This is a genomic window from Limnobacter litoralis, assembly GCF_030160455.1.
GTDB lineage: Bacteria > Pseudomonadota > Gammaproteobacteria > Burkholderiales > Burkholderiaceae_B > Limnobacter > Limnobacter litoralis.
On the sequence record NZ_BSOJ01000002.1, the window covers coordinates 55,733 to 68,017 of the forward strand.

The window sequence follows — 12,285 nt, forward strand, 5'->3', positions numbered from 1 at the left end:
GCCATGAACCTTCGAACACTGCTGATGCCGATCATGACAGCGAGCATGCTGTCAGAAGCCAGACTTCAACGACATTGGGCGCAGGCGGAAAAGGCGCGACAGAAAAAGGGGCTTGCCCATGTCATCCACTATTTTCATCAGGTCGACGACCCCTACAGCGCTCTGGTGGCTCAAGCCATACCACAATTGATGCAGAGGTACGTGGAGGTGCAATGGCAGTTCCATTTGGTACAAGCCCCCTTACAAGAGCATGCCCCTGAACGGGATCGATTGATGCGCTACAGCCGAACTGACGCCACTCGACTTGCCAATTATTGGGGACTGAAATTTTCTGACCCTGGCAGACAGCCCGACGAAAAATCAGTCCAACTGGTGCAGGGCAGTCTTGTGACTGCTCTGGAGAAAGGCTTGTCTGCCTTTGAGCTTGCCGCCCCGCTTAGCCATGCGCTTTGGGAAAACCCAAGCAAGCTGAGCCTCAGTGATATTGGCATACAGCCAGCCAGTGCGGTCCAAATACAAAAGCGCTTGCATGACGACACCCGCTTGCGACAAACACTTGGACACTATCTGGGCACCACACTGTATTACGCGGGTGAATGGTATTGGGGAATCGACAGACTTCATCATCTGGAGTCCCGTTTGCAAGCGCTTCATTGCGACAGTCAGCCTGGACGTCCCCCCTGCTTCCCAGCCATAGTCGAAAACCACGCACTGATATGCGAACCCGTACTTCGCGAATTTGATTTTTTCTTCTCCCTGAGAAGCCCTTACTCTGCGATCGTTGCTCCCCGGGTTTTCGCCATGGCCCAACGCATGGGGGTCAAGGTGAATCTTCGATATGTGTTGCCCATGGTCATGCGTGGGCTTCCCGTGCCCGCTGCAAAAAGAAAGTACATTGTGCTGGACACGGCGCGCGAGGCACGACTTCACCACACACCCTTTGGCCGAATCAGCGATCCAGTGGGCAAGCCCACCGAGCGTGGATTGTCGTTGATTCCGCTTGCACAGGCCAAGGGTGTGGCACAGGCCTACATCTGCTCGTTTATGAAAGGCGTCTGGGCTGAAGGCGTGAATGCAGGGAGCGACCGGGGTTTACGCCTGATTGCAGAAAGAGCAGGCCTGAGTTGGGACGACTGCAAACAAGCCATGACGGATAACCAATGGCGTGCAATTGCTGAACAAAACCGGGAAGCATTACTTGGGCTGGGGCTTTGGGGCGTGCCCTCGTTTTCAGCGGGTCAATGCGCGGTGTGGGGTCAAGACCGTTTGTGGTGGGTCCAGCAAGCCTTGAAGGACCCGTCGACAATCGCCATTCGGAGGGTGGCATGATCCGTTCGAAATGCGCTTTCTCAACAACGTGCGCAGTGCTTTTGGCGGGCCTCATGCTCACTCAACCACAGCAGGCATTCGCACTGAAAGATGGCATCGAAAGGCCTGCATTCATGGCTCCGTTGGCGACACAGGCATTCATGTTTGCAGTGGCTGATAGAAAATCCACAGCACTTGCTGTGGGCGAACACGGCATCATTCTTCGCACTCAGACCGGAAGTTGGCGTCAATGGAAGCAGATGCCCTGCCCCGTGTCGGTCAGTCTGACCAATGTCCGATTCGTCACTGACCACTTGGTGTTTGCGGTCGGTCACGATGGCGTGGTTCTGAAATCCACCGATGCTGGTCAAACCTGGGTGAAGGTGTTTGACGGCAATCAGGCCAATGCACAAATCATTGAGCAGGCCAAAAAAAACCTGGACACCGCTGCGCCAGGGGCTGCTCAGAAAGACGCCCAATACGCGCTTGAGGATGCACAAGCAGATGCGCAATTTGGCCCTTCGCGCCCTCTGCTGGATGTCTTTTTCAAAAACGAGAACACCGGCTGGATCGTGGGCAGCTACGGCCAGATATTCGAAACACTGGACAGTGGCGCGACCTGGCGACTGATTAGTCAACGCTTGAACAACCCTGAGCTAAAACACTACAACAGCATCGATGGCAGCGCCAATGGGCTGATGCTGATATCCGGGGAAGGTGGACTGGTTTACGCCTCGTCTGACTGGGGTCAAACATGGAAGACACTGAGCTCTGGCTACAACGGTCATTTCTACGGCACCTTTGTCGAAAACCCGCAACCGGGGCACCTCCGCTTTCTTGCATATGGCTTTGGCGGCACGATTTACCGCTATGACGCCGAAGACGCTCAATGGCAGAAGTTGCCCAAGGTGTCTGGCGACAGCCTGGTGAAGGCACTCCCCGGGGGCATCGACAAAGTGATTTTTCTCGACCAGCGTGGCCGTATGTTCGAACTGGATGAAAAAACCAATGCGATTCGAATCCTCAGGGCCGACACCAGCGAAACAGCGACTGACATGACTGAAATCGGTCACGAATATCTGATCAGCACCCGGCACGGAAGCCAGATTTGGTCGCTCAACCCCTCGTCGGGACAATAACCATGGACTCAACAAAAGCCTCCACTCGCCTGGCGCGTCGTATCGAATCCGTTCTGTTTGGACACCGCAAGCTGGTAATCGCACTGTTTGCGATTGTCTCGGTCTTCATGGCTGTCAGCGCAAGCCAGCTTCGCCCAGACGCCTCCTTTCAGAAGATGATTCCGGTTCGACATCCATTCATCGTGAATTTTCTGGAATACGCCAATGAACTGCGTCCGCTTGGCAACGTCCTGCGAATTGTCGTTGTCAACAAGCAGGGTTCGATCTACGACAAGCACTTTCTTGAGAAGCTGCGAGAAATCAACGACGAAGTGTTTTACATTCCCGGGGTTGACCGTGGCAACCTGAGCTCCATCTGGACGCCCAATGTCATGTGGCACGAAATCACTGAGGAAGGGGTCAAAATGGGCCCCATCATCGGTCAGGGATTCAAAGGCACACCCGAACAGATCGACGCGGTCAAAGCCAATGTGGACAAGTCGGGGCGAATCGGATCCCTGGTGTCCAATGATCAACATTCTGCGATCATTCTGGCGCCATTGCTGGAAGTGGATCCGCAATCGGGTCAGAAGCTGGACTATGGCACGCTGTCCAGTCAAATCGAGACCCGCATTAGGGATCGATTTTCCAGCGACAACATTGACATTCATGTCGTTGGATTTGCCAAACTGGTGGGCGATCTTATCCATGGCGCCAAGGCCATGGCGGGCTTTTTTCTGATCACATTCACGCTGACTGTGCTGTTGCTGCTGTGGTACTCACGCTGCTGGAAAAGCACCCTGGCCACCGTATTTTGCTGTTCTCTTGCGGTCATCTGGCACCTTGGGCTCATTCACATCATTGGCATGGGCTTGAACCCCTATTCCATTTTGGTGCCCTTCCTGACTTTCGCCATTGGCGTCTCCCATGCCATACAGAACGTCAGAACCATGGCCGTTGCCAGGTATCATGGCGCTTCAAAAATAGAGGCTGCAAAGGCCACATTCAGTCTGCTTTTCATTCCCGGCACCGTCGCACTGCTCGCTGACGCTGTGGGATTTTCCACCTTGTACGTCATCGACATCGGGGTCATTCGCGACCTTGCGGTGTCCGCATCAGTCGGCGTGGCCGTGATTATTTTCACGAAAATGTTCTTGCTACCGGTGATGATGAGCTATTCAGACGTCACCCCTGCAGGCTTGCGTCGCGTTGAACAACTTGAGCTTCGTCCTCACAAAATTGCCTGGGCATTGTCCGCGCTCACCGGTAAAAAAACAGCCACCGTGGTTGTCAGCGTGGCTGCGCTGGTTACCTTGGGTGGACTGGGCATTTCACACAAACTGAAGGTAGGAGACCTTGACCCGGGAGCCCCCGAACTGCGTCCGAATTCCAGATACAACCAGGATGTTCGCTACCTGGTGAATCACTATTCCACCAGCTCAGACGTCTTCGTAGTCATGGTCAAGACCCCAAAAGGTGAATGTGGATCCTACCCTGTGGCCGCCGCAGTGGACGAATTTCAATGGCGCATGGCAAACACGCCGGGGGTCGAGGGCACGTTCAGTCTGTTCGACATCATGAAGCAGATCATTTCCGGCTTTAATGGTGGAAATCCGAAATGGATGGCCATCACCCGCAACCGCTTCATCTCCAACGGCGCGCACAATAGCATTCCGGGCAATCTTTACAATTCTGATTGTTCAATGCTGCCAGTCGTCTTGTTTTTGTCTGATCACAAGGCAGAAACACTGTCACGTGTGGTCAATCATGTTCAGGCATTCGCTGATGAAAACAACACGCCCACCGCCACCTTTTTAATGGCTGCAGGCAACAGCGGCATCGAAGCGGCCACCAACATGGTGGTCGAACGCGCCCAGAAAGTGATGCTGGTGCTGGTGTACGGCATCGTTGGCCTGTTGATCTGGTGGGAATTTAAAAGCATCCGAATCATGTTGGCCATCATGCTGCCGCTGTTTATCACCGAAGTGCTGTGCAAGGTCATCATGGTCGAACTGAACCTTGGCATTAAAGTGGCCACGTTGCCTGTCATTGCCCTGGGGGTCGGCATTGGTGTGGATTATGGCATCTACATCTACAACCGGCTTGAAAGCCATTTGGCAGAAGGTCAAAACTTTCGAGAGGCCTACTTCAACACGCTGAAATCAACTGGCGTGGCGGTTGCATTAACCGCGATGATGTTGGCCTTGGGCGTACTGATCTGGGTGTTCTCAGCCATCAAGTTTCAGGCTGACATGGGACTGCTGCTGACTTTCATGTTTGTGTGGAACATGATTGGCGCTATCGTCTTGATTCCCGCCCTTCTGCGCTTGATCGCCTATCAAACCCTTGTTCGCAAATTTGGGCCATCGGTGTAGACACAGCGAAATCCAATGTGGGAGGTGCTGGTCAAATGGCTCGCACCAATTCGGGCCGCTGGCCGGTACCTCAAACAGTATTCCGCAGCACACAAAAACGAGCCACCTTTCAAAGTCCACAATCGAGAATCACTGGCCGGCAGCGAGCAAGGGCACTGCGTCTGCTCGCGTAAATCGAAAGGTGAAAGCGTCCATTCCCAGACATTGCCGATCATGTCATACAAGCCATACCCATTGGCGGGAAGGGAACCCACGGCAAGGGGCGCAGGCCTTTTGTTCTCAGCAGAGTATTGCCAGGGAAAACTGCCCTTCCAGGTGTGGGCCATGGCCTGCCCCTCCGGTGTGAACACATTGCCCCATGCAAAGTCAGCCTGAACAAGACCACCCCGGGCCGCATACTCCCACTGTGCCTCTGTGGGCAGTTGCCCCTTGCACCACCGGGCATAAGCCTTGGCGTCCTGCAGACTGACGTGGACCACAGGCAATCGGGCAAAATCGGGGTCCAAGTGTTCCGGGTTGTGTTTGAGTCCGGCTGTCGGTCCATCCGGACTGTGCCAACAGGCCCCCTCCACCACTTTCCACCACTGACTGGGTTGGCGCAAATCGACAGGGCCGCCTGTCATGACAAACACATGGCTGCTGCCGCCCTTTTCCGCATCGGTCACATACCCCGTTTGCATCACGAATTGCGCAAATTGCGCATTGGTGGCTGGGGTGGCATCCATCAAAAAAGCATTCACAGAGGCTGGCCGAACCGGTCTTTCTTCAGGATAAAACCGGTCCGAGCCCATCAAAAACTCGCCCCCACGCAAAGAAACAGGTTCAAACATTGAGTGCCATTTGCTTGATAAACCGATAGGTTTCAACTGGATTGGTTGGCGTTGTATCAATGTCTATCGTGACATGTCTGATCTTTCCCGCAAAGGGGTTTGGCCCTGTGTAGGCGCTTGACACCTGGTTACCCAAATCAGCGCCGATGGTGAAACCGTCATACCCCGTAGAGAACAACACACGCTCATAGGTGTGCTCCGCCACCTTCTTGTCATTGATGTACAAACTGCCCTTGCCCTCAAACGGCCTTGCGGTCATTTCCTGAACGTATTTCACCTTGAATTTACCCTGCGGCACCGACACACTGCTGCTCATCCGCTCGACCCAGGGCACCAGGCTTTGTTCATAGTGCAATTGACCGTCTTTCAAGTACAAAACCCAACCTGCGTATTTCGCCCCCTGTGCGACCAACACACCCTGTTCATCCCCTCTGGGTCGCTCAACATCCAGCGTCACCGTGTGTGACAATCCGCACACAATCGGAGCCATGTCGTGTGCAATACGCTCAACGGGCGGAAAGAACTCCCAATGGGGTTTCAAAGCGTGTGCCTGTCTGTCCTGCACCAGGCGTATTACCAAATTGCGGTCATCCAGCGGGAACACATTGTATTGCTCAGCGGCCTTGACCCACTTCTGTTTCAATCGGTTCACGATGTCCGGGTGTTGAGCCGCCAAATCGTGGGTTTCAGAAGGGTCTTTCGACAAATCGTAGAGCTCCCACTGATCGTCGGTGAATTCAGTGCCCCGAATGTGCCTTGTTACCAATCTCCAATTGTTTTCAATGTAGGCGCGTTGCCCGGTCATCTCAAAATACTGCTCGCTCCGGGTGGGCGCCTTCGGATTTCCAAAGGTTGGGGCGATACTTTGCCCCTCGACTGGCTTTAACTTGATTCCCCGGTACACCTCGCTTCGCTTAACCTGAGTGACTTCCAGAATGGTGGGGTACAAATCAATAACATGCACAAAATTGTCACGCAGTTGCCCCTTGGCGGCGATGCCACTGGGCCATGAGACCAACAAGGGATCAGCCACGCCACCCAAGTGCGTGTATTGCTTGTAATTCTTGAATGGTGTGTTAGAGGCACAGGCCCAACCCATCGGGTAATGTGGAAACGTTCCGTCCTCTCCCATGATGTCGTAAAACTTCAGCGCCTCTTTCACTGGCACTGGCCGGCCAAAAGCCGGGGCAAATACGTTGGGGGTGCCCGTCTCTGTACCCTCACCACTGCCACCATTGTCGGAAAACAACATGATCAACGTGTTGTCCAGTGCACCAATTTCAGCCAAAGCGTCCAGCAGGCGACCAATGTTGTAATCCAGATTGGTCACGAGGCCGGCGTAAACCTCCATGTACCTGGCATAAATTCTTTGTTCATCGGCACTGAGGCTGTTCCAACTGTGCGCGCTAAAGGACAATGGCGACAATTCTGTGTCTTCAGGCAATATTCCCAACGCCTTCTGGCGCTTCAAACGCGCTGCGCGGATAACGTCCCACCCCACGTCATAGCGCCCTTTTTGGGCGTCTCGATAAGCCTTAGGCACCTGCAATGGAGAATGTGCTCCTGGGTACGCGAGATGCAAATAAAAAGGCCGATCAGGTTCAAGACATTTTTGCGTGCGCAAATAGGTCGTCGCCCGGTCTGTCAGATCGTCGTTGACAAAGTAACCGGGCTGGTCGGGTGGCTCGATTGGGGCGACGCCATCAAACAGCTCGCAAGGTTTGAAATAGTCGGTTGAGTGGCCCTGAAACCAGTAGGCCCGCTCAAAGCCGCGATGCGTTGGCCAATTGGTGTAAGGTCCGTTCGCACTCGTGGTGTTTGAATTGTTCACATGCCATTTTCCGACCAAAAATGTATTCCAGCCCGCCTCACCCAGTGTTTCAGCCAGCGTGGTCGCCTCCTGGCTCAAATCGCCCCGGTAACCTGGGTAGCCAGAATCCACGTCCGCCAGCCAGCCCATTCCCACCGAGTGATGATTCAACCCCGTCAGAAAAGACGCGCGCGTCGGGGAGCACATGGCTGTGGTTCTGAAGTTGGTGTACTGCAAACCGCTTTTGGCCAGCCGGTCAATGTTCGGCGTGCTGATCTCGCTGCCATAGCAGCCAAGATCTGCAAATCCCACATCGTCCAATACAATGGCGATGACATTCGGAGCACCCTGCCTGACCTTGGCTCGAGCCGTATTTGCCGGTCGAGAGTCTTTAAAGGTAGCCCCCACGACGGCCGGTTTACCCACTTCCACTTCCTTGGGGGTTATCAATGAACGGGCTTTGTCACGCAATACGCCCACGCCTGCCCCCACCGCTGTGGCACCTGCTGCACCTGCCACCACCCCACCTAAAAACTGCCTGCGCGAACCGCTTGGCCCTTTCTTCATTTTGTCCCCTCTGTGTTGAATCTTGCTTTAATATAGTGACACCTTTAATGTCACTATATTAAAAACAAAATTGAAAAACAAGGAGTTTCATGAACGCACCTCAACTCCCACTTCAGGTTCATGGTCTGGATTTGTCCTACTTCACCGGCAAGCTGGAAATGTATTTGCGCAACAAAGGCATCGCCTACGACCTCATCGAAATGGACACAGGCGACTTCAAACGCTGCGGCCTGTTAACCGGTGTCGCCCAAATGCCTCAAGTGAAATGGTGCGAGGGCCAATGGCTCAGCGACACCACCTTGATCATCGAGTTTCTGGAAAAACAATTCACTGAAACGACCATCACTCTGAATGACCCTGCACTGCAATTCATGGCTGAACTGATCGAAGACTTTGGTGATGAATGGCTGTGGCGACCCGCCCTTTACTACCGCTGGGCCAAAACCCGCGATGCGAAACTGATGGGCGACAGGCTGGCGGCAGGCATGATGAGAGACATTCCCGCGCCCCATTTCGTCCGTCGGTTTGCCATTACCAACCGCCAAAAAATGCATTTCCTGAGACGCGACGGTGTTAATCGACAAACCGCAAAACGCATTGAAGAACACTACCTTGAGTCACTCGCAGCCATTGAAGACCTACTGAAAGAGAACCCCTTCCTGTTGGGGCAACGTCCGACGCTGGCAGACTATGGTCTGCTCGGCCCCATGTTCAGGCACTTTTTTTGTGACCCCACGCCCGCCATGATCATGAGAACAGAGGCGCCTGCCGTACATGAATGGGTGGCACGCATGTGGAACCTCAAACTCCAGCGACTTGATTGTGCCTTGATGCCAACTGATCTGCCCGCGAAAGCCAGCAAGATACTGCAATTGATCATGGAAGACTTTCTGCCCTACATGCAGGCCAACGAATCCGCTTGGCAAGCCAATCAGCGCAGCTGCAGTTTTCAAAGCAAAGGCATTGAATTCGAAGTCCCCGTAAATCCCTACCGGGTTTGGCGTTTTCAGCGGGCACGTCTGCGGTATGCGCAGTTAACTCCAGCGGACCAATCTCGCATTCACGGCTGGGCGCCCGGCCTTCAAGACCTGTTGCAACAACCTATAGAGCGGCTCATTTCGACAAAAATCAGTACACTGCCGATACACGCGGCAGTGCAGAAAAATTTTGTAGGTAGACAATGGCAGTGACAAAAAAGGCAGATGGGCGAGTAGTACGCGGCAAAAAAAACAGAGAGCTGATCGTGAACGCGCTGATGGCCTGTATCCGCGAGGGCAACCCCTCACCCACTGCCCAAGAAGTGTCTGAGCGGGCAGGCGTTGGCTTGCGCACCGTATTTCGTCACTTCGAAGACATGGAAACCCTGTACCGCGAACTGGCCAACGAAGTCAGCAAGATTTTACAACCTGTTTTAGAAAGCCCCATTGAAGGCAAAACCTGGGAAGAGAAACTGGTACATATCGTCAACCGCAGAAGCGACATGTTCGAACTGCTTTTGCCTCTTCATCAGGCCACCCAAGTGCATTTGCATGAATCCCCGTTTCTGAAGCAACAAAAGCGGTTTTACGTGCAAATGCAGAGAAACCTGCTGACCGTCCTATTGCCGGAGACACTCGCAAAGTCGGGTAACACCTTGGAAGCGCTGGACTTGTTATTAAGCATCGAAACCTGGGCAAGGCTAAGAATAGAACAAGGCTTGGCGGCGCCACAAGCTGCCCAGGTTCTTCAAAACTGCGTTTTGACCCTCTCACATGCTGCTAGTTTGGCACCTTCCGAAACGCAATTGCCAACCGGTTCCAGCCGTTAATCGCGTTGATCAACAACGTCAAATCCACCGCCTCCGATTCACTGAATTGTTCGCTGACCAGTGCCCAAACTTCGTCGGGTACATGGGTTTGCGCAACCAGCGTGACGGCTTCTGTCCAGGCCAATGCGGCTTGCTCTCGCGCCGTAAAAAATGGCGATTCGCGCCATGCTGACAAAGTGGCCAAGCGGCGCACAGACTCACCGCCCTTCACCGCGTCTTGAAAATGCATGTCCATGCAAAAGGCGCAGCCATTGATCTGAGAGGCGCGCAGCCGCACCAATTCAAGCAAAGGCTGCTCAAGGCCAGACTGCTGGATTCGTTCCTCCAACTTCATCATGGTCTTCACAACGTGGGGGTTGGCTTTGTAAAAATCGGGGCGGTTTGTCATGGCTGAATTCCTTGAAAAGGCCCTGCTTCGACATGAAGCAGCTGCATGAAAACACTGTAATTTATGAAACAATCAATGATAAGATGCCGAAATATCAATTGATTGTTGCATTATTGGACCTAATCAGTGGACCTGAACGACTGCCGCTACTTTGTGTTGATCGTCGACCACGGCGGCTACACCGCCGTTGAACGCATCACAGGCATTCAGCGATCCAAATTAAGCCGCCGCATTGCCCACCTTGAGGAGTCATTGGGCGTACGGCTTTTGCAGCGCACCACCCGGCGTCAATCGATGACCGAGGCAGGTCAGGTGTTTTACGACCACTGCAAAGCCATGCTGATTGAGGCTGAATTTGCCCAAGAGGCAGTTGCCCAATTGCGCAGTGAACCCGCAGGGCTGGTTCGCATCAGCTGCCCCACCGTGATGGCCCAACTGTACCTGGCACAACTGATTGGCGAATTCATGACCCAATTTCCGAAGCTGCGCATTGAACTGGACGCCACCGACCGAAACGTCAATCTGATCGAAGAGCGATTCGACATTGCAGTGCGAACCCGTTCTGCAGCACTGCGCGAACCGGGCCTGGTGGCCAAACAAGTGGCCAGCGGCAGGTTCATCCTGGTGGCCAGCCCGAAATACTTGAGCACTTGCAAGAAGCTTGACGTACCCGCTTATCTGGATGCAGCGGCAAGCATTGGCGCACTTGGTGGTGGTCAAACCCAGAACTGGCTGCTAAACGACCTCATCGGAAACACCGTCAAAATCACACTGCAACCCCGATTGCTCTGCTCTGATCTGGGTTCCCAACTTCAAGCCTGCTTGTGCGGTGTTGGCATTGCACTGCTGCCCCAGCGCATTGTGGCCGAGGCCCTGGCTGACGGCCGATTGAAGCAGGTGCTAGCCCCTTGGGGCACGCCCGATGAAGGCATTCACCTGCTGATCGCATCACGACGGGGCATGCTGCCATCGGTACGCGCTTTGGTGGACTTTTTAACCGACAAATTGCCGGGGGCATTGGAATACAGCGGGGGGTAAGAGACCTAATTGCCCGAATAAGAAAACCCCAGCACCACAACGTCGCCCTGCTGCGTTATTTGAACCTCTAACTCAGAGAAGCCAACTTTTGATGCCAACTTTGAAAAGGCAAGCCGCCCGTTCAACTTGCGATTGGGTATTTTGGCCAATGCTTCGTTGAACTCAGCCCCAGTTTCGTGATTCAGAAACAGTGACGCCAATTGTTCGAGTTGATTTTTAAGAACTTGGGGTTTTACGGGGCTAGTTAAATTGAACATCAAATTGGCTGACACACCATATTCATCGCAGGCGTAGAACTTTGCCAACAACACGCCGTCCATCCCGAAGTTGGCGCGAACCAGGTGCTGCGCCTCATCCACATTAACCTGACTCAACAAGTGCGAGTTTTGTAAGGTGGCATAGTCGATTCCTGCGGGATCAAACACGCAGTTGGACACCGGCTCTGCATTCGCTGTTGCAATATAAAACGCAGAAACCAAGAAGACGAGGCAGTTTTTCAAATCAACTCCCAGTGACTTGAGGTATCTCAAGATGATAGGCAGGATCGTTCGGCGGCATAAAACACTGAGAAATACGCGGATCATTGGTGATCGCTTTGACGAAAGTTGGACGCAACGCCGTAGGAATGCTGCTTGGTGCAATATCTATCACATTCAGGACTTTAAAGTCTGCGATGTGATGCGAAATTTTTGAAGGATTCAGTTCGTTAATTTTCGCCTTCATCTTGGAAATCACAAACTCTTTAGAGCGATTCATGTTGTTGTATTTTGAATATTCATCAATGACTTGATCACCTGCATCCGCGTACAGACGCTTTTGCTGATCAACACCAAAGGTTTTAATATTTTGATACATCACCCTCGCCTGCTCGTCGACAGTTCGAGCCGTACTAGTGATGGTCAATGAATGAATGCCAGAATTTTTCATGATTTCCATCAGAACAGACTGCGTGTATTTGGACACGCGCCCACGGTCTTTGTGACCTTGCCCCTGAAAGATGGACTCGTTAACTGGAGTGTTTTTATACTTTGGTTCAAGGAGAAT

11 protein-coding genes are annotated in these 12,285 nt (G+C 53.2%); 6 read left to right on the forward strand and 5 right to left on the reverse strand.

Annotated elements, in window-relative coordinates; genetic code table 11:
- The first annotated feature begins 3 nt into the window (after nucleotides 1–3).
- From QQJ87_RS00795 to QQJ87_RS00805, 3 genes are read left to right on the forward strand one after another with little or no spacing between them, the layout of a single operon-like run.
- The gene (locus QQJ87_RS00795; protein WP_284279370.1) at nucleotides 4–1,329 is read left to right on the forward strand and encodes a DsbA family protein; all 1,326 of its coding nucleotides are present in this window, start codon (nucleotides 4–6) and stop codon (nucleotides 1,327–1,329) included.
- Nucleotides 1,330–1,382: 53 nt separating this feature from the next.
- On the forward strand, nucleotides 1,383–2,447 hold the full coding sequence (locus QQJ87_RS00800) for a WD40/YVTN/BNR-like repeat-containing protein (protein WP_284279371.1): 1,065 nt from the start codon (nucleotides 1,383–1,385) through the stop codon (nucleotides 2,445–2,447).
- A gap of 2 nt (nucleotides 2,448–2,449) precedes the next feature.
- Nucleotides 2,450–4,801: an efflux RND transporter permease subunit gene (locus QQJ87_RS00805; protein ID WP_284279373.1), complete on the forward strand. Its 2,352-nt coding sequence runs from the start codon at nucleotides 2,450–2,452 to the stop codon at nucleotides 4,799–4,801.
- Here the strand turns inward: QQJ87_RS00805 and QQJ87_RS00810 are convergent.
- Nucleotides 4,765–5,631: a formylglycine-generating enzyme family protein gene (locus QQJ87_RS00810; RefSeq protein WP_284279374.1), complete on the reverse strand. Its 867-nt coding sequence runs from the start codon at nucleotides 5,629–5,631 to the stop codon at nucleotides 4,765–4,767. The genes QQJ87_RS00805 and QQJ87_RS00810 overlap by 37 nt on opposite strands.
- Nucleotides 5,624–8,008, reverse strand: a complete 2,385-nt coding sequence (locus QQJ87_RS00815; protein ID WP_284279375.1) for an arylsulfatase — start codon at nucleotides 8,006–8,008, stop codon at nucleotides 5,624–5,626. The genes QQJ87_RS00810 and QQJ87_RS00815 overlap by 8 nt, the downstream gene beginning before the upstream one ends.
- 89 nt (nucleotides 8,009–8,097) lie before the next feature.
- Here QQJ87_RS00815 and QQJ87_RS00820 point away from each other — a divergent pair, with 89 nt between their 5' ends.
- On the forward strand, nucleotides 8,098–9,198 hold the full coding sequence (locus tag QQJ87_RS00820) for a glutathione binding-like protein (RefSeq protein ID WP_284279376.1): 1,101 nt from the start codon (nucleotides 8,098–8,100) through the stop codon (nucleotides 9,196–9,198).
- Nucleotides 9,189–9,815 carry a TetR/AcrR family transcriptional regulator gene (locus tag QQJ87_RS00825; RefSeq protein ID WP_284279377.1) on the forward strand — a complete coding sequence of 209 codons (627 nt, stop codon included), beginning with the start codon at nucleotides 9,189–9,191 and terminating at the stop codon, nucleotides 9,813–9,815. Before QQJ87_RS00820 ends, QQJ87_RS00825 begins: the two co-directional genes overlap by 10 nt.
- On the opposite strand, the gene QQJ87_RS00830 is transcribed toward QQJ87_RS00825, so the two are convergent.
- The gene (locus QQJ87_RS00830; RefSeq protein WP_284279378.1) at nucleotides 9,766–10,203 is read right to left on the reverse strand and encodes a carboxymuconolactone decarboxylase family protein; all 438 of its coding nucleotides are present in this window, start codon (nucleotides 10,201–10,203) and stop codon (nucleotides 9,766–9,768) included. The two genes, QQJ87_RS00825 and QQJ87_RS00830, sit on opposite strands and share 50 nt — an antisense overlap.
- A 126-nt stretch (nucleotides 10,204–10,329) precedes the next feature.
- Between QQJ87_RS00830 and QQJ87_RS00835 the strand changes: the two genes are divergently transcribed.
- The gene (locus tag QQJ87_RS00835) at nucleotides 10,330–11,241 is read left to right on the forward strand and encodes a LysR substrate-binding domain-containing protein (protein WP_284279379.1); all 912 of its coding nucleotides are present in this window, start codon (nucleotides 10,330–10,332) and stop codon (nucleotides 11,239–11,241) included.
- A gap of 5 nt (nucleotides 11,242–11,246) precedes the next feature.
- Here QQJ87_RS00835 and QQJ87_RS00840 read toward each other — a convergent pair whose 3' ends face one another.
- A complete protein-coding gene (locus QQJ87_RS00840; protein ID WP_284279380.1) occupies nucleotides 11,247–11,666 on the reverse strand; it encodes a hypothetical protein in 420 nt (139 codons plus the stop codon).
- 76 nt (nucleotides 11,667–11,742) lie between these two features.
- A partial coding sequence (locus QQJ87_RS00845; protein ID WP_284279381.1) for a hypothetical protein occupies nucleotides 11,743–12,285 on the reverse strand: 543 nt, incomplete at its 5' end.